Annotated in this window: 17 protein-coding genes; 11 read left to right on the forward strand and 6 right to left on the reverse strand. The window is 61.6% G+C overall.

Annotation, left to right across the window (positions count from 1 at the left end; translation table 11 throughout):
• Window positions 1–28 precede the first annotated feature (28 nt).
• The 4 genes from AC0J41_RS26830 (at window position 29) to AC0J41_RS26845 (ending at window position 3,761) form a co-directional block, all read left to right on the forward strand.
• Complete coding sequence (locus tag AC0J41_RS26830; protein ID WP_025112269.1) at window positions 29–1,054, forward strand: LysM peptidoglycan-binding domain-containing protein; 1,026 nt, start codon at window positions 29–31, stop codon at window positions 1,052–1,054.
• Between the two features lie 79 nt (window positions 1,055–1,133).
• Window positions 1,134–2,234 (forward strand): DNA-processing protein DprA, encoded by a 1,101-nt coding sequence (gene dprA / locus AC0J41_RS26835; RefSeq protein WP_473014034.1) that lies wholly within the window; start codon window positions 1,134–1,136, stop codon window positions 2,232–2,234.
• 55 nt (window positions 2,235–2,289) lie between these two features.
• Entirely contained in the window at window positions 2,290–2,847 is a 558-nt protein-coding gene (tsaC, locus tag AC0J41_RS26840) for an L-threonylcarbamoyladenylate synthase type 1 TsaC (protein ID WP_025112271.1), read from the forward strand.
• 239 nt (window positions 2,848–3,086) lie between these two features.
• The gene (locus tag AC0J41_RS26845; protein WP_473014035.1) at window positions 3,087–3,761 is read left to right on the forward strand and encodes a hypothetical protein; all 675 of its coding nucleotides are present in this window, start codon (window positions 3,087–3,089) and stop codon (window positions 3,759–3,761) included.
• Window positions 3,762–3,825: 64 nt separating this feature from the next.
• On the opposite strand, the gene AC0J41_RS26850 is transcribed toward AC0J41_RS26845, so the two are convergent.
• Complete coding sequence (locus AC0J41_RS26850) at window positions 3,826–4,803, reverse strand: NADPH:quinone reductase (protein WP_473014036.1); 978 nt, start codon at window positions 4,801–4,803, stop codon at window positions 3,826–3,828.
• Window positions 4,804–4,967: 164 nt separating this feature from the next.
• Here AC0J41_RS26850 and hemF point away from each other — a divergent pair, with 164 nt between their 5' ends.
• Together hemF and aroE are read left to right on the forward strand one after the other, a co-directional pair.
• Window positions 4,968–5,882, forward strand: coding sequence for an oxygen-dependent coproporphyrinogen oxidase (hemF, locus tag AC0J41_RS26855; protein WP_025112274.1), 915 nt, complete (start codon window positions 4,968–4,970; stop codon window positions 5,880–5,882).
• A gap of 9 nt (window positions 5,883–5,891) precedes the next feature.
• Entirely contained in the window at window positions 5,892–6,713 is an 822-nt protein-coding gene (gene aroE, locus AC0J41_RS26860) for a shikimate dehydrogenase (protein WP_473014037.1), read from the forward strand.
• Between the two features lie 119 nt (window positions 6,714–6,832).
• On the opposite strand, the gene AC0J41_RS26865 is transcribed toward aroE, so the two are convergent.
• The 3 genes from AC0J41_RS26865 to betC form a co-directional block, all read right to left on the reverse strand.
• Window positions 6,833–8,401, reverse strand: a complete 1,569-nt coding sequence (locus AC0J41_RS26865; protein ID WP_473014038.1) for a SulP family inorganic anion transporter — start codon at window positions 8,399–8,401, stop codon at window positions 6,833–6,835.
• Window positions 8,402–8,581: 180 nt separating this feature from the next.
• Window positions 8,582–9,502: a choline ABC transporter substrate-binding protein gene (choX, locus tag AC0J41_RS26870; RefSeq protein WP_025112277.1), complete on the reverse strand. Its 921-nt coding sequence runs from the start codon at window positions 9,500–9,502 to the stop codon at window positions 8,582–8,584.
• A 16-nt stretch (window positions 9,503–9,518) separates the two neighbouring features.
• Window positions 9,519–11,033, reverse strand: coding sequence for a choline-sulfatase (betC, locus tag AC0J41_RS26875; protein ID WP_473014039.1), 1,515 nt, complete (start codon window positions 11,031–11,033; stop codon window positions 9,519–9,521).
• A gap of 114 nt (window positions 11,034–11,147) precedes the next feature.
• On the opposite strand from betC, the gene AC0J41_RS26880 reads away from it, so the two are divergent.
• A complete protein-coding gene (locus tag AC0J41_RS26880; RefSeq protein WP_473014040.1) occupies window positions 11,148–12,098 on the forward strand; it encodes a choline sulfate utilization transcriptional regulator in 951 nt (316 codons plus the stop codon).
• Between the two features lie 8 nt (window positions 12,099–12,106).
• On the opposite strand, the gene AC0J41_RS26885 is transcribed toward AC0J41_RS26880, so the two are convergent.
• Window positions 12,107–12,772, reverse strand: coding sequence for an NAD(P)-dependent oxidoreductase (locus AC0J41_RS26885; protein WP_025112280.1), 666 nt, complete (start codon window positions 12,770–12,772; stop codon window positions 12,107–12,109).
• A gap of 80 nt (window positions 12,773–12,852) precedes the next feature.
• On the opposite strand from AC0J41_RS26885, the gene AC0J41_RS26890 reads away from it, so the two are divergent.
• Window positions 12,853–13,179, forward strand: a complete 327-nt coding sequence (locus AC0J41_RS26890; protein ID WP_473014041.1) for a DOPA 4,5-dioxygenase family protein — start codon at window positions 12,853–12,855, stop codon at window positions 13,177–13,179.
• A gap of 16 nt (window positions 13,180–13,195) precedes the next feature.
• On the opposite strand, the gene AC0J41_RS26895 is transcribed toward AC0J41_RS26890, so the two are convergent.
• A complete protein-coding gene (locus AC0J41_RS26895; RefSeq protein WP_473014042.1) occupies window positions 13,196–13,597 on the reverse strand; it encodes a GFA family protein in 402 nt (133 codons plus the stop codon).
• A gap of 323 nt (window positions 13,598–13,920) precedes the next feature.
• Between AC0J41_RS26895 and AC0J41_RS26900 the strand changes: the two genes are divergently transcribed.
• The 3 genes from AC0J41_RS26900 (at window position 13,921) to AC0J41_RS26910 (ending at window position 18,041) form a co-directional block, all read left to right on the forward strand.
• A complete protein-coding gene (locus AC0J41_RS26900) occupies window positions 13,921–15,228 on the forward strand; it encodes a CitMHS family transporter (RefSeq protein ID WP_007954069.1) in 1,308 nt (435 codons plus the stop codon).
• A 70-nt stretch (window positions 15,229–15,298) separates the two neighbouring features.
• Complete coding sequence (locus tag AC0J41_RS26905; RefSeq protein WP_473014043.1) at window positions 15,299–16,066, forward strand: TerC family protein; 768 nt, start codon at window positions 15,299–15,301, stop codon at window positions 16,064–16,066.
• A 316-nt stretch (window positions 16,067–16,382) separates the two neighbouring features.
• The gene (locus tag AC0J41_RS26910) at window positions 16,383–18,041 is read left to right on the forward strand and encodes a Na/Pi cotransporter family protein (protein ID WP_473014044.1); all 1,659 of its coding nucleotides are present in this window, start codon (window positions 16,383–16,385) and stop codon (window positions 18,039–18,041) included.
• Window positions 18,042–18,073: the final 32 nt, after the last annotated feature.

An 18,073-nucleotide genomic window follows, 5' to 3' on the forward strand; every position in this document is an offset into this window, starting at 1 on the left:
GAACGCACATGATAAAGGGATTCGCTGCATGAGGAAAACACTACTCGCCCTGCTGCTTCTGGCCTCGGCCGGTGCTGCACAAGGGCAAGTGCAACTCAGGGATGGTTTTCCACAGCAATACACGGTGGTTTCGGGGGATACCCTCTGGGACATTTCCGGCAAATACCTGCGCGAGCCCTGGCAGTGGCCACAGCTGTGGCGGGCCAACCCGCAGATCGAAAACCCCAACCTGATCTACCCCGGCGACACGCTGACGCTCAGCTACGTCAACGGCCAGCCGCAACTGACCCTGAACCGTGGCGAGTCACGGGGCACGATCAAACTGTCGCCGCGCATCCGCACCAGCCCGGTGGCCGAGGCGATTCCGAGCATTCCACTCAAGTCGATCAACAGTTTTCTGTTGAGCAACCGCATCGTCGACAAAGTCGAGGATTTCGACAAGGCGCCGTACATCGTCGCCGGCGATGCCGAACGTGTGCTCAGCGGCACCGGCGACCGGATCTTCGCCCGTGGCCACTTCGACCCGAATCGGCCGGTGTACGGCATCTTCCGCCAGGGCAAGGTCTACACCGACCCGCAGACCAAGGAGTTCCTGGGGATCAACGCCGATGACATCGGCGGCGGCGAAATCGTCGCCACCGAAGGTGACGTCGCCACCCTCGCCCTGCAACGCACCACCCAGGAAGTGCGGCTGGGCGACCGCTTGTTCAGCGGCGAAGAGCGCTCGATCAACTCGACGTTCATGCCCAGTGCCCCGGCTGGCACCATCAACGGCCTGATCATCGACGTGCCGCGCGGCGTCACGCAGATTGGCGTGATGGACGTGGTCACCCTGAACAAAGGCAAGCGCGACGGCCTGGCCGAAGGCAATGTGCTGGTGGTGATGAAAACCGGGGAAACCGTGCGCGACCGGATCACTGGCCAGCCCCTGAAAATTCCGGACGAACGGGCCGGGCTGCTGATGGTGTTCCGTACCTACGACAAGCTCAGTTACGGCTTGGTCCTCAACGCTTCACGCTCGCTGGCGGTGCTCGACAAGGTGCGAAACCCTTAGCAGGCTTAACAAGTTACCAACAGAGTTATCCACAGCTTGTTCCGAATGGTTCGGGACTTATAACGATCAAGGATGATCCATGATGCTGTCTGCCTGTACGCCGGTTTCCCCTGCGGAACTGGAAGCGCGTTTGCGCCTGCACCGTTTGCCGGATGTCGGCCCGAAACGCTTTGCCAAATTGCTCGAAGCCTTCGGATCGGCGTCAAAAGCCATCAGTGCGCCGGCCAGTGCCTGGCGTGCGCTGGGATTGCCGGCGGCGTGTGCCGAGGCGCGGCGCAGCCCTGAAGTGCGCGACGGCGCCAGCCATGCATTACGCTGGCTAGAGCGTCCGCAGCAGCATTTGCTGATGTGGGATCAAGCGGATTATCCGGCGCTGCTGGCACAAATTCCCGACCCGCCGCCATTGCTGTTCGTGGCCGGTGATCCGCTGATTCTGGAAAAACCGCAGTTGGCGATGGTTGGCAGTCGCCGCGCTTCGCGCCCGGGAATGGACACCGCTGCGGCATTTTCCCGTAGCCTCGCCGGGGCCGGTTTTGTCATCACCAGCGGTCTGGCATTAGGCATTGATGCCGCTGCACATCAGGCCGCGCTGGATGTTGGCGGGCAAACCGTCGGTGTCCTCGGCACCGGCCTGGAAAAATTTTATCCACAGCGCAATCAACGCCTGGCCGACGCGATGATCGCCTCCGGCAGCGCGGTGCTGTCGGAGTTTCCCCTGGACGCCGGCCCGAGTGCGAGCAACTTCCCGCGGCGCAACCGAATCATCAGTGGTTTGTCCCTTGGGGTGCTGGTGGTCGAGGCAAGCGTTGCCAGCGGTTCGCTGATCACCGCACGGCTGGCGGCGGAACAGGGGCGCGAGGTGTATGCGATTCCCGGCTCGATTCATCACCCCGGCGCGCGCGGCTGCCACCAGTTGATTCGTGATGGTGCGGTGCTGGTGGAAACCATCGAACACATCCTCGAAGCCTTGCGCGGCTGGCAGCATCTGCCGTTATCCACAGACACGCCGAGCACCGATCAGCCCTTGCTCGACCTGCTGCATGCCGCGCCGCAGACCACTGAGGCGCTGGCCCACAGCAGCGGCTGGGCGCTGCCCAAAGTCCTGGCTGCACTGACCGAGCTGGAAATGGAGGGCCGGGCTGTGAATGAAAACGGCCGCTGGTTTGCGCGGGTGAGCTAGGTTTTACGGGGAAGATCGGTAAACTGCGCGAAACCTGTTTTCGGAGAGTTTTTTCATGGTCAACAGTTGGCGTGTGCAACAAGCCGCACGAGAGATTCGCGCCGGGGCGGTGATTGCCTATCCAACCGAAGCCGTCTGGGGGCTGGGTTGCGACCCGTGGAACGAAGAGGCGGTGGATCGGCTGTTGGCGATCAAGAACCGTTCGGTGGACAAGGGCCTGATCCTGGTCGCCGACAACATTCGCCAGTTCGACTTCCTGTTCGAAGATTTCCCGCAAGAGTGGATCGACCGCATGGCCAGCACCTGGCCGGGGCCGAACACCTGGCTGGTGCCGCATCAGAACCTGTTGCCGGAGTGGGTGACGGGCGTGCACGACACCGTGGCACTGCGGGTCAGCGATCATCCGCAGGTGCGGGATCTGTGCTCGATGGTCGGGCCGTTGATCTCGACTTCGGCCAACCCGCAGGGGCGCCCGGCGGCGCGCACGCGGTTGCGCGTCGAGCAGTATTTCCGTGGGCAGATCGATCTGATCCTCGGCGGGCAGTTGGGTGGGCGCAAGAACCCCAGCGTGATCCGTGATCTGGCAACCGGCAACGTCATTCGTCCTGACTGATTCGGCCTCAAACGTTGGTAATGTGAGTACTCCTCGGCTTGATGGCGAGGAGTACTACGCGTGCCTGCGATTTTTCCTGCAATAACGCTTTTTCTCGTGTCGGAAAAGTCGCCAAGTGCTCGGATTCATTGACTTTTCCCACCTGATTCTCAGACCACGTTCCGTGGCGCTATCGTCAAAAGCAACCATCCTTTCCCTGCACTAGAAACACTTCGATAAGTCAGGTCTGCGGAGAAAGAATGGACACTACGGATTTGCAACTCACGGATTACCTGCAGGCGCTTCAGGTGACGCTGAAAAGTCATCATGAAGGCTGCCGCATCGTGATGCTTGAAGCGGGGTCGGATACCCAGGAATTCGATCGGTTTATCGATCGGCAATTTCGGCTGCGGCTGCAGCATTACATGCTGACCTCGAGGGCGCGGATGCTCGAAACGCGACTGACGACAAGGTCACGCAGCACTCACTTTCTGTTGTATCGGCATGAGCAACTGCTGGCGGTATTGAGGGCGACTCCGGCACCGTTCGAATGGGCATCGCTGGCGCAGCAACATGTTTCGCCCACGGTGGCGTTATCACGCCATGTCGAGTTCAGCCGCTTGATCGCGCAATCGCACAACCAGCTGCCCATCGCGGTCAACGGCCTGCTGGCGGCCGCTGCCGAGTGGGCGATAAAACACGGCTACCAGGGTGTGACCGCGTTGTGCAGGTCGCCACAGCTGCGCCTTTACCAGCGTTTTGGCCTGATGCCGATCGCTTCCAATCCCTTGCATATTGAACAGCGCGCACGCGGTGAGTACTGGGCGTTGTCAGCCGAATGGCGGCAAATCCTTGCAGCGGTTCAGCAACCGGATCAGGTGGATGCGGGCCACTTGGTGCAAAAACCGTTGGCGTGTCATCCGCAGAGGTTCTGAACGCGCTCCAACAGTCTTGCCAGCCGTGGTTTGAAACCCGACTGGCAAGACGCCGAGCGAGGTGTCAGGGCAGCAGAATGGTCGAGCCAGTGGTGCGTCGCGCCGACAATTCGGTCTGCGCCTTCGCTGCATCAGCCAGCGGATAACGCTGGCTGATGTCGACCTTGATCCTGCCGCTGATGATCATCTCGAACAGCTCGTCAGCCATGCGTTGCAGATTTTCGGCGTTGTTGGCGTAGGTCGCCAGGGTCGGCCGGGTCACGTACAGCGAACCCTTGGCCGAGAGAATCCCCAGATTGACCCCGTCCACTGCGCCGGAGGCATTGCCGAAGCTCACCACCAGACCACGTGGCGACACGCTGTCGAGGGACGTCAGCCAGGTGTCCTTGCCGACGCCGTCGTAGACCACCGGGACTTTCTTGCCGTCGGTCAGCTCCAGCACCCGCTGCGCAACGTTTTCGTGGCTGTAGTCGATGGTTGCCCAAGCGCCGTTGGCCTTGGCCAGATCGGCCTTTTCCTTGGAACTGACGGTGCCGATCAGTTTCACGCCCAGTGCCTTGGCCCATTGGCAGGCCAGCGAACCGACGCCCCCGGCAGCGGCGTGGAACAGAATGGTTTCACCACCCTTGAGTTCATAGGTCTGGCGCAGCAGGTATTGCACGGTCAGACCCTTGAGCATGACCCCGGCGGCGGTTTCGCAGCTGATCTCGTCTGGCAGCTTCACCAGATTGGCCTCGGGCAGGACGTGCAACTCGCTGTAGGCGCCCAGCGGGCCACTGCCGTACGCGACGCGATCACCGACCTTGAACCGGGTGACGTCGCTGCCCACCGCATCAACGATGCCGGCGCCTTCAGCGCCCAGGCCGGACGGCAAGGCTGGCGGGGCATACAGACCGCTGCGGAAATAGGTGTCGATGAAGTTCAAGCCGATCGCCTTGTTCGCCACCCGTACCTGATTCGGGCCGGGCGCGGCGGGTTGATAGTCGACATACTCGAGCACTTCGGGACCGCCATGGGCGCGGAACTGGATACGCTTTGCCATCTGCCTGCTCTCCTTGGGTCGTTTGCGAGCCCCCTATCCAACTCCCCTGCTTGATCTTCGTCAACTGCGGCGCTCGGGTCTGCGGTGTTATGCTACGCGCCCATTTGCGCCGACCCCCGCCTGCGGGGCGCCCGCGTAGCTATGCCCTGATCCAAGGTGAAGCCATGACGACCCGCACCGACGCCGTAAAGGCCTATCTGCTCGACCTGCAAGACCGCATCTGCGCCGCACTGGAAACCGAGGACGGCGGCACGCGCTTCGTCGAAGACGCCTGGGCCCGGCCTGCCGGCGGTGGCGGTCGCACTCGCGTGATCGAAAACGGCACGGTGATCGAAAAGGGCGGCGTCAACTTTTCCCATGTGTTCGGCAGCGGTCTGCCACCCTCGGCCAGCGCCCATCGCCCGGAACTGGCCGGACGCGGCTTCGAAGCCCTTGGCGTGTCGCTGGTGATTCACCCGCACAACCCGCACGTGCCGACCTCCCACGCCAACGTGCGCTTTTTCATCGCCGAAAAGGAAGGTGAAGAGCCGGTCTGGTGGTTCGGCGGTGGCTTCGACCTGACCCCGTATTACGGCAACGAAGAAGACTGCATCCACTGGCACCGCGTCGCCGAGCAGGCCTGCGCGCCGTTCGGGCCGGATGTCTACCCACGTTACAAGGCCTGGTGCGACACCTACTTCCACATCAAGCATCGCCACGAACCACGCGGCATCGGCGGCCTGTTCTTCGATGACCTGAACGAGTGGGACTTCGACACCAGTTTCGCCTTCATGCGCGCCATCGGCGACGCCTACATCGACGCGTACCTGCCCATCGTGCAGCGCCGCAAGCATGATGCGTTCAGCGCCAAGCAGCGTGAATTCCAGGAGTTCCGCCGTGGCCGCTACGTCGAGTTCAACCTGGTTTATGACCGTGGCACATTGTTCGGCCTGCAGTCGGGTGGGCGTACCGAGTCGATCCTCATGTCGCTGCCGCCACAAGTGCGCTGGGCCTACGACTTCAAAGCCGAGCCCGGCAGCGAAGAGGCGCGCCTGACCGACTATTTCCTGCAAGACCGCGACTGGCTGGCCCAGGCCTGAGGACTGTTGATGGATCGTTACGTTGTTTTCGGTAACCCGATTGGCCACAGCAAGTCGCCGATGATTCATAAACTGTTCGCCGAGCAAACCGGGCAGAGCCTCGACTACAGCACTCTGCTGGCGCCACTCGACGATTTTACCGGCTGCGCCACGGCGTTCTTCCTGGAAGGTCGCGGCGCCAACGTCACCGTGCCGTTCAAGGAAGACGCCTACCGCCTGGCGAACAGCCTGACCGCCCGGGCGCAACGGGCCGGTGCGGTGAACACCTTGAGCAAACTGGCCGACGGTTCGTTGCTCGGTGACAACACCGACGGCGCCGGACTGGTGCGCGACCTGACGGTGAACGCCGGGTTCAGCCTGACCGGCAAACGCATCCTCCTGCTCGGTGCCGGTGGTGCGGTGCGCGGGGCATTGGAGCCGTTGCTGGCGGAAAAACCGGCGTCGGTGATCATCGCCAACCGCACGGTAGACAAGGCCGAGCTGCTGGCCGAGTTGTTCTGCGATCTGGGGCCGGTGTCGGCCAGTGGTTTCGACTGGCTGCGCGAACCGGTGGACGTGATCATCAACGCCACCTCCGCCAGCCTCAGCGGCGAGGTGCCGCCGATTGCACCGAGCCTGATCGAGCCGGGCCAGACCCTGTGCTACGACATGATGTACGGCAAAGAGCCGACCGCGTTCTGCCGCTGGGCCAGTGAGCATGGTGCGGCAGTGTCGATGGACGGCTTGGGGATGCTGGCCGAGCAGGCGGCCGAGGCGTTCTTTTTGTGGCGCGCGGTGCGTCCGGACACGGCGCCGGTACTGGCCGAGCTACGTCGCCAACTCGCCCAATAAATAGCCCTGTGGGAGCGAGCCTGCTCGCGAAGACGGCAGCACATCCAGCAATGATGTGTCAGACAGACCGCTTTCGCGAGCAGGCTCGCTCCCACCGGGTTGTGCAGTGTTTTGTTGAATCAATCCTCAAACCGGATCGGACATTTCTCAGCCCCTTCCAGCTTCCTCAACTCCTCCACCACCTGCGGCCGTGCGCGGCGCAGGGTCAGGCTGCGATCCTGGCGCAGCAGACGCCGGGCCTCCTGGTGCAGCATCTCCACTCCCGAATAATCGATGAAGTTGATCTGCTGCGCCTCGATCACCACCCGCGCGCCGTGCAGTCGTTGCAAACGCACTTGCAGGTAATGGCTGGCGCCGAAAAAGATCGAGCCGCCGACCCGCAGCACATCGTCCTCGCCATCGCGCCAATGTTGCACCCGTGGTTGCGAAGTACGCTTGAGGTAGAAGAACAGCGATGCCAGCACCCCGGCATAGATGGCCGTCTGCAATTCCAGCAACAGGGTCGCGAGGCACGTCAGCGCCATGACCACGAACTCGGCGCGGCTGACCCGCAGCAACGAGCGAATCCCGCGATGATCCACCAACCCCCAGGCGATCAACAGAATGCTGCCGGCCATGGCCGGAATCGGGATGTGCGCAATCAGTCCGGCGCCGAACATCGCGAATAAGGCGACCCAGATCGCCGAAAACACCCCGGCCAGCGGCGAACAGGCGCCTGCCTCATAACTCAGGCCTGAACGGGTGAACGAGCCGGCCGACAGCGATCCGGAAAAGAACGCCCCGAGGATATTCGATAAACCCTGCGCGCGAACCTCCTGATTGGCGTCGAGCAACTGCTGCGAACGCGCTGCAATCGAGCGGGCAATCGACAGGCTGGTGACCAGCCCGAGCATGCCCACCGCCACCGCGCTCGGCAGCAAACGCAGAATCAGATCCAGATCCAGCGGCAAGCCACTGAACGGCGGCAAACGCCCGACAAAGGCGCTGACCCGGTGCACGTGGCCGAACATCGACGGCCATAACCACACCACCGCACTGCCCAGCACCAGGGTTATCAACAGGGTCGGCCAGCGGGGCAGCAGTCGTCTCAATACCACACCGACCACCACCGTCGCGACGCCGAGTAGCAAAGAAGGTCTATCCACAGCTCGCAGGTGTTGCAGCAGATCCATCAGGCTGGCCAGTGCCGTGGCTTTCGCTGGCAGATCCAGCCCCAGCAGATTGGGCAACTGGCCGATGGCAATCACCACCGCCGCGCCGAGGGTGAACCCCAGCACCACTGAATGCGAGACGAAATTCACCAGGGCGCCGAAGCGCAGCAACCCCAGCAGCCACTGGAAGATCCCGGCAAGAAAGGTCAGCAGCAGAATGAGGGTGATGTAATCCTGGGAGGCCGGCACGGCCAAGGGGCTGACGCTGGCGTAGAGCACAATCGAAATCGCCGCCGTCGGGCCGCAGATCAGGTGCCACGACGATCCCCACAGGCAGGCGATCAACACCGGAATGATCGCGGCGTAGAGGCCGTATTCCGGTGGCAGGCCGGCGATCAGCGCGTAGGCGATCGACTGCGGTAACGCGAGAATTGCACCGCTGAGGCCAACGACAAGATCCCGTCCGACGCTGGCGCGGGTTTGCCGGGGTAGCCAGGTCAGGAAGGGCAAGAGTGAGCGGCGACTGGGCAGGGCCATGGGTCCTCGCGGTTGAGTTTTGCGAAAGCTTAACAGGGTAAAACTTGTGGGAGCGGGCTTGCTCGCGAATGCGGTGTATCAGTCATCAGTGATGTTGATGATCCACCGCATTCTTCGGAACGCCGCCCGGAGCAAGCCCGCTTCCACAGAGATATCTGTGAGGCGCTCCTCTTTGCTGGATCAGAGCTTGGCCTTCACCGCAGGCAACGCATCCTTGCCATCCACGGTCTTCACCCCGTCCAGCCACTTGTCCAGCACCGCCGGATTGGCCTTGATCCACGCCTTCGCCGCATCGGCATTGCTGACCTTTTTGTTCACCACCTCAGCCATGATGCTGTTCTCCATTTCCTGAGTGAACGCAAGATTGCTCAGCAACTTGCCCACATTCGGGCAGGCTTCGGCGTAGCCTTTGCGCGTTAACGTGAACACGCTGCCGGTGTCGCCAAAGTATTTCTCGCCGCCCTTCAGGTAATGCATCTTCAACTGCACGTTCATCGGGTGTGGGGTCCAGCCGAGGAAGGTGACGAATTTCTGTTTCTTAACGGCCCGCGAGACTTCGGCGAGCATCGCCTGTTCGCTGGACTCGATCAGCTTCCATTGTCCGAGGTCGAAGTCGTTCTTCTTGATGATCTCCTGCAGCGAGATGTTCGCTGGCGCACCCGAGCCGATGCCGTAGATCTTCTTCTCGAATTTATCGGCGTATTTGTTCAGGTCGGCAAAATCGTGCACGCCGGCGTCCCACACGTAGTCCGGTACCGCCAGAGTGAACTCGGTGCCGTCGAGGTTCTTCGCCAGTTGCGTCACGTCGCCAGTGGCGACGAACTTGTCGTAAAAGCCCTGCTGCGCCGGCATCCAGTTACCGAGGAACACATCCACCTGGCCGTCCTTCAAGCCGCCGAAGGTAATCGGTACCGCGAGGGTGTCGACCTTGGCCTTGTAGCCCATGCCGTCCAGCAAAAAACCGGCGATGGCGTTGGTCGCGGCGATGTCGCTCCAGCCCGGATCGGCCATCTTCACCGTTTCGCAGCTTTGCTCGGCGAAGGCCGAGGCACTGCCCAGGGCCAACAGGCCGATCGTCAGTGCTGTGGATAACTTGCGCATGGACTTCCCCTTAACATTATTGGTTTTGGCAGGGTTGTGGATAACGGGCCTTGCGCTCCAGATCGTCGAGGTCGATGTGGTTGCGCATGTACTGCTGACTGGCGTCTACCAGCGGCTGGTGGTCCCAGCTCTTCAGCTTGCCGAGGGTCAGCGCCTGGGCGACGAAGCGGCGGCGGCGCTGGCTGGCGAGCACATCGCGGTGGATTGCCGGAATGTCCCACTTGGCCCGTGCTTCGGCGAGAAAGTCGTCGAACAGCTGGCGATGTTGCGGCGACTGGCTGAGTTCTTCGAGCTCATGGGGATCGTTGTGCACATCGAAGAGTAGGCAAGGGTCGCTTTCGCTGTAGATAAATTTGTACGCGCCGCGACGGATCATCATCAGCGGGCTGACCGTGCCTTCGGCCATGTATTCGCCGAACACTTCGTTGTGGCCGCCCTGCCCTTGCAGATGCGTCACCAATGAACGCCCATCCAGCGGCAGGCCCGGTTCCAGGCTGCCGCCGGCCAGCTCGACGAAGGTCGGCAACAGGTCTGCGGTGGACACGGCAGCACTGATCCGCCCGGCAGCGAACTGACCTGGGGCACTTATCAACAGGGGCACGCGGGCCGCCATTTCGTACCAGTGCATTTTGTACCAAAGGCCTTTCTCGCCGAGCATGTCGCCGTGGTCGCCGGAGAAGACGATGATGGTGTCGTCGATCAGCCCGGTATCTTCGAGGGTTTGCAGGAGTTTGCCGACGTTGGCGTCGATATAGCTGCAAGCCCCGAAGTACGCTCGGCGTGCGTCGCGGATCTTGGCCACAGGCAGCGGCTTGTCCCACAGGTCGTAGACCTTGAGCAGACGTTGTGAGTGTGGATCGAGGGAATGTTGATCCGGGGTGGTCGGCAACGGGATGTCGCTGTCGTCGTACAAATCCCAGAACGCCTTGGGAATCGTGTACGGGTCGTGGGGGTGGGTCATCGACACGGTCAGACAGAACGGCTGGTCGCCGTCCTCGCGAATGTGGTCGAACAGGTACTGCTGGGCCTTGAACACCACCTCTTCATCGAAGTCGAGCTGGTTGGTGCGCACGCATGGCCCGGCCTGCAGCACCGAGGACATGTTGTGATACCAGCTCGGGCGCACGTCCGGTTCGTCCCAGTTCACCGCCCAGCCGTAGTCGGCCGGGTAGATGTCGCTGGTCAGGCGTTCTTCATAACCGTGCAGTTGATCCGGGCCGCAGAAATGCATCTTGCCCGACAGCGCCGTGCGATAGCCGAGGCGGCGCAGGTAGTGGGCGTAGGTGGGAATGTCGGCGGGGAAATCGGCGGCGTTGTCGTAGGCGCCGATCTTGCTCGGCAACTGGCCGCTGACCAGGGTGAAACGCGACGGCGCGCACAACGGGCTGTTGCAGTAGGCAGCATCGAACACCACGCCTTGGGCGGCGAGGCGCGAGAGATTCGGCAGTTTGATCGGCGACGGGCCGTAGATCGGCAACATTGGCGCGGCCATTTGATCGGCCATGATGAAAAGAATGTTCTTGCGCTTCATGTGATCGCGGCATTCCATAGTGAATATTTATGCGAAATTGCTGCGATCGAGCATGGAGCCCATGCCCAGTCCGGTAAAGCCCGCGCCGGACAATGACTAGGATAAGCACAGCTTATGTATGACGCCCTCGGAAACCTGTCGCTCGACCTGTTGCGCGCCTTCGAGGCGGCGGCGCGCCATCGCAGTTTTACTGCGGCGGCGGTAGAACTGGGCACCACGCAACCGGCCATCAGCCAACAGATCAAGCGTCTGGAAGAGCAATTGGGCGCGCGGCTGTTCGACCGAATCTACCGGGGCATTGAACTGACCGAGGGCGGGACAATTCTGTTCGAGCAGGTTCAGCTCGGTTTGCAGAATATCGATGCAGGATTGAGCGCAATCAGCACACAACAACAGCATGAGGTATTGCAGGTCGCCACCGACTTCGCCTTTGCCGCGTATTGGCTGATGCCGCGCTTGCACCGCTTTCATGAAGCCAATCCGCAGGTCGATGTCAGCCTGGTGACCAGCGAGCGCAACCACAACATGCTGCGCACCGACATCGATGTTGCGGTGCTGTTTGGCGACGGGCGCTTCAAACAGGGCGAAAGCCATTGGCTGTTCAGTGAGGAAGTGTTTCCTGTGTGCAGCCCGCAATTGCTCAAGAACCGGCCGCTGCCCCTGCCCGCCCAGGCGTTGCTGGAATTTCCGCTGCTGCACCTGCGCGGTGAAAACAGCAGCAACTGGTTCGACTGGAGCGGACTGTTTCGCGAACTGGGCATCACTACCCCGCCGGCACCGGGGCAATTGCGTTTCGACAATTACACGCTGTTGATTCAAGCAGCGATTGGCGGTCAGGGCGTCGCCATCGGCTGGCGTCACCTTGTGGATAACTTGCTGACTCAGGGGTTGCTGTGCCGGCCCATCGCCGAGACCACTCTGTCGCGTCTGGGTTATTACGTGGTGCTGCCGCAACGCAAACGCCGTGGTGCGTTGATTCAACAGTTTGTCGACTGGTTGATGGCCGAGCAGGCCAGCAGCGCCGAATCCCTGACAAGCGTGGCGTTGCCTTCGATTGCGATTTGAGAGGCTTTTTACGTACCCGAGGCGGCGACAAAATTCACATGCTGCCCCACATGCAGATTCAGCCGCAGCTCATCGGCAATCCCCACCGCGACCCGGTTCAACCGTTCCAGCGGCTCTGCCAGCCCCGGCTCAAGATTGCCGCCGACCTGGCTGAAATGCTCAATGGTCAGCCCCGCTACACCATGGGGCGCGTTCACCAGTGTCCATTGCAGTGGGCTGCTTTGCAGGGCTTCGTGGATTTCTTCGGCGGCGTGGCGTTGCAGGCCGTCGTCCAGATCCGGTTCATCGAGGACGGCAAAATTCCCCACCAGAAACAGCCGTGGCACGTTGGCCGCCTGCAAGCCGTCGACCAACGCATCGACCGCCAGCACCTGTTCCACTGGTCCGAGCACCACGGAGCGCTCCACATGGTCGCTGCTGAACGGTAAGCCCGGCGCGTCCAGCAGGCAAATCACCGCCGAGCTGCCCGCGACGCTTTGCTTGACCCGCTCGGCGTCGAACAGATCGCCGCTTTTGGTGCGCAGGCCGGGACGTGGCGCGAGCACGTTCAAATCGTCGAGAATCGCGATGACTTCGTGCTGCCTGCGCAGCAATTCAGCCATCAACGCGCCGCCGAGGCTGGCCATGGCACCATACAGCACCACTTTCACCGTCGGGGTTTCGGCATTTTTCATGGCTGAGCTCCTGTTCCTGTCATATGGCGTGTGACCCACAGGAAACGGCGAGGGTTCGAATCGATTCAGAGGCTTGCAACATGCACACGATCAAGGGCTACCACGCCCATATCTATTACGACGCCAGCACCATCGCCCAGGCCCGGGCCCTGTGCGAACAGGCCGCGCAGACATTTGCCTTGAAGATGGGCCGGATGCACGAACGCCCGGTCGGCCCGCACCCGGACTGGAGCTGCCAACTGGCCTTCGGCCCGGAGCTGATTGGCGAGGTGCTGCCGTGGCTGGCGCTCAATCGAAAGGGGCTGGTGGTGTTCCTGCACCCGGACACTGGCGATGATTTGCTCGACCACACCGAGCATGCGATCTGGATGGGCGCGATACGCCCGCTGGACCTGTCTGTTTTTTGATCAGGCTTTTGTAAACCTACAGGGTTTCTTGCGGTTCACCCGGCAGATGCTCGTCCAGGTGCAGCCACGGCAGTTGGCTGTCGGTCCAGATATGCCGCTCGGCCGCTGCGTGCTCCGGGTGATCCAGCGTGGCGATGGTCACATCGATGCTCTCGGGGCTGAGCAGGGTCACCAGCGCCAGCTGCGCGCCGCACTGCGAACAGAAGTAACGCGCGCAGCTGCTCGACGAGTCATAACGCGAAGGCGTCCCGGCCAGCCAGTGGAAGCTGGCCGCTGGCAGCGTGATCCACGTGGTGACGATGCCACCGCTGACCTTGCGGCAGATCGAACAATGGCAGTGGGCGATGTCACGTAAAGTCCCGCTGAACTGATAGCGAATGTGTCCGCAGTGGCAGCCACCGTTGTGCAATTCACCCATGTCTGCGCCCTCCCGTCCCCGAATTGATTGACTCTAGCCGCATCCGACGGCCGGTTGACCATTCGCCCCACGCTTTCTTCAGCGAAAGGTAGCTGAAAGGTTGCCCGATTAGGATCGCCGCCACTACCGGCAACAGACCGGTTGGCCGATGCGTGTGATTGCTCGCACGTCAGGCCCAATTAACAACAACAATGGTGATTCTGATGTCCTCTGTAACCCGCCTCCTCGCTCCAACTCCGCCCGTACGCCTCGTGCTTCCCGTTCTGCGCTGATCCCGTCCGATCCGCTCACTTCACTCGCCGCGCTACGCCTGGAGTATTCCCATGCTGACTTTCCTTGGCTTTGCCATGGTCATCACGTTCATGTTCCTGATCATGACCAAGCGCCTGTCTGCGCTGATCGCCCTGATCATCATCCCGATTCTGTTCGCCCTGTTCGGTGGCTTTGCACCGAAGATCGGCCCGATGATGCTCGAAGGCATCACCAAGCTCGCGCCGACCGGCGTGATGCTGATGTTCGCCATTCTGTACTTCGCCCTGATGATCGACTCCGGCCTGTTCGACCCGGCCGTGCGCAAGATCCTCAAACTGGTCAAAGGCGACCCGTTGAAAGTTTCGGTCGGTACCGCCGTGCTGGCGCTCGTCGTTTCCCTGGATGGTGACGGCGCGACCACTTACATGATCTGCGTGGCCGCCATGCTGCCGCTGTACAGCCGCATCGGCATGAGCCCGCGAATCATGGCCGGTCTGATCATCCTCGCCGGTGGCGTGATGAACATGACCCCCTGGGGCGGCCCGACCGCCCGTGCCGCCAGCGCGCTGCATGTCGATCCGTCGGACATCTTCGTGCCGATGATCCCGGCGATGGCCGCCGGTGTGGTGGCGATCCTGATCATTGCCTATTTCTACGGCAAACGTGAACGTGCGCGTCTGGGTGAGTTGCACCTGATCGGCGACGAGATCGACCACAGCGAAATCAGCGTGTCGCAGTTCCCGGATGCCCGTCGTCCGAAGCTGATCTGGTTCAACGGCCTGCTGACCCTGGCGCTGATGTGCACCCTGATCGCGGGCCTGTTGCCTCTGCCGGTGCTGTTCATGGTGGCGTTCAGCATCGCGATGATCGTCAACTACCCGTGCCTGCAAATGCAGAAGGACCGCGTTGCGGCCCACGCCGGCAGCGTGCTGTCGGTGGTCAGTCTGATCTTCGCTGCGGGCATCTTCACCGGTATCCTGTCCGGAACCGGCATGGTCGACGCCATGTCGAAAAGTCTGCTGGCGGTGATTCCGGACTTCCTCGGCCCGTACCTGGCGGTCATCACGGCGCTGGTGAGCATGCCGTTCACCTTCTTCATGTCGAACGACGCGTTCTACTACGGCGTGTTGCCGGTGCTCTCCGAAGCGGCCAGCCATTACGGCATCACCGCGGTGGAAATGGCCCGTGCCTCGATCGTCGGTCAGCCCGTCCACCTGCTGAGTCCACTGGTTCCGTCGACTTACCTGCTGGTGGCGTTGGCCGGTATCGAATTCGGTGATCACCAGCGGTTCACCCTGAAGTGGGCAGTGCTGGTCTGCCTGTGCATACTGGTGGCCGCCTTGCTGCTGGGGACTTTCCCGCTGTTCAGCACGTTGTAACGGCATTAACTCACCCTGACGCCAGCTGCTTGCTGGCGTCATGGTTTAACACTCGCTCAAAGGAATACACATGGATTGGCTGACCAACCCCGAAATCTGGGTTGCCTTCTTTACCCTGACCGCCCTGGAAATCGTTCTGGGCATCGATAACATCATCATGATTTCGATCCTGGTCAGCCGCATGCCCAAGCATATGCAGCAGCGCACGCGGATCTTCGGGCTTGGTCTGGCGATGATCACGCGGATCCTGTTGCTGCTGTCGATCACCTGGGTCATGCGCCTGACGGCCGACCTGTTCGTGGTGTTCGGCCAGGGCATTTCCGGTCGCGACCTGATCCTGTTCTTCGGTGGCCTGTTCCTGTTGTGGAAGAGCTCGCAGGAGATGTACCACGCGCTGGAAGGCGAAGACGAAAGTGGCGACGAGCCTTCGGGCAAGGGCGGCAACTTCCTCTACACCATCATCCAGATCGCGATCATCGACATCGTGTTCTCGCTGGACTCGGTGATTACCGCTGTCGGCATGGTTTCCCACGTGCCGGTGATGGTGGCGGCGATCGTCGTTGCGGTGCTGGTGATGATGCTGGCCTCGGGCAAGATCAGCGAATTCATCGACAAGCACCCGTCGCTGAAGATGCTGGCGCTGTCGTTCCTGCTGGTGGTCGGTACCGTGCTGATTGCCGAGTCGTTCGACGTGCATGTACCGAAGGGTTACGTCTACTTCGCCATGGCGTTCTCACTGGCGGTGGAAGCGATCAACATCAAGATGCGCACCGCGATCGCCAAGAAGAGAAAACAGCAAGACCCGGTGAAGCTGCGCAAGGACATCCCGGGGCAGTAATCCGGTAATCCGCAACACCCTTGTGGGAGCGGGCTTGCTCGCGAAGACGCGGGATCAGTCGACGATGAGGTTGACTGACCCACCGCTTTCGCGAGCAAGCCCGCTCCCACATTGTTTTGTGGTGTTGCCGGATCGGGTTCATTCCGGGTGTTCGGCTGAAGTGTTTTTCATGACACTTTTGTTTCAATCCACTGTTTAGCTGTGCAATGCTGGCGCCCAGACCGTTAGCCAACTACAGCTTAAGTATCAAAAACGTAGAAACCGCGCGGTACCGTCAACTTGCTCCTCTGGGGCGCTGCAACTACAGGGGGTCTGCATGCTCACCCTGCTCAATCTGCTTTCTGCCGTGGCCCTGCTGATCTGGGGCACGCACATCGTCCGAACCGGCATCCTGCGGGTGTACGGCACCAACCTGCGCCATGTGATTGGCCAGAATATGTCCAAACGCTGGCTCGCGTTCGTGGCCGGTATCGTCGTGACCGCGATGGTGCAGAGCAGCAACGCCACCGCCATGCTCGTCACCTCCTTCGTCGGCCAGGGCTTGATGGCGCTGACCCCGGCGCTGGCGACCATGCTCGGCGCCGACGTCGGTACTGCGCTGATGGCGCGGGTGCTGACGTTCGACCTGTCGTGGCTGTCGCCGCTGCTGATTTTTCTCGGGGTGATTTTCTTCCTGTCGCGCAAACAGACGCGGCTCGGCCAGATGGGCCGGGTGGCGATCGGTCTGGGGCTGATCATTCTCGCGCTGCAACTGATCGTCGAAGCCGCCGCACCGATCACCCACGCCCAAGGGGTGAAAGTCATCTTCGCCTCGCTGACCGGTGACATCCTGCTCGATGCCCTGGTGGGCGCGCTGTTCGCAATGATTTCCTACTCCAGCCTCGCCGCCGTGCTGCTGACCGCCACGCTGGCCGGCGCCAGTGTGATCAGCCTGCCGGTGGCGATCGGTCTGGTGATTGGCGCCAACATCGGCAGCGGCGTGCTGGCGTTCATGAGCACCAGCATGCAGAACGCGGCCGGGCGGCAAGTGGCGTTGGGCAGCCTGCTGTACAAACTGATCGGCCTGCTGTTGATCATTCCGGTACTCGATCCGCTGGTGCACTGGATCGACAGCCTCGATTTCAGCCCGCAGGAAATGGTCATCGGCTTCCACCTGCTCTACAACACCGCGCGTTGCCTGATCCTGTTGCCGAGTGTCGGGCCGATGGCGCGGCTGTGTGCCTGGCTGCTGCCGGAGCGTCCGGAGGTCAATGGCACCGCCAAACCCCGGCATCTGGACCCGACAGCGCTGGTCACACCGAGTCTGGCACTGGCAAACGCCGCTCGCGAGACCCTGCGCATGGGCGACCTGATCGACAACATGCTCGATGCCACGCTCGATGTGCTGCGCGGCAAGCAGACATCGGTCACCCTCGAAATGCGCCGCATGACCGATGATGTCGAAGCACTGTACAGCGCGATCAAGCTGTATCTGGCGCAAATGCCGCGCGAGGATCTCGGCGAGCAGGACAGTCGGCGCTGGGCAGAGACCATTGAGCTGGCGATCAACCTGAAACTGGCCAGCGACCTGATCGAACGCATGCTGCGCAAGGTGCAGCAGCAGAAAACCTCGCAACGGCGCTCGTTCTCCGAGGACGGCCTGGAGGAACTGGCCGGGCTGCATCAGCAACTGATCGCCAACCTGCGGCTGGGGCTGTCGGTGTTTCTCAGCGGCGACAAGGAAAGCGCCCGTCAGTTGCTGCGCGAAAAACGTCGCTTCCGCGCACAGGAACGCCGTTTGGCCCATGCCCATGTCAGCCGTTTGCAACGCAAGATCGTGCAGAGTCTGGAAACCAGTTCGCTGCACCTTGAGCTGATTGCGGATATGAAGCGCTTGAATTCGCTGTTTTGCAGCAGTGCTTATGTGGTGCTGGAAACGGCGGATACCGGGGCGCTGGAAGCGGATGATATTGCCGACATTACGCATTCGCCTTGAACGTCTGTGGCTGAGGTCAGTCAGTACCATTG

Source organism: Pseudomonas sp. Arb-4-2C (assembly GCF_055755015.1).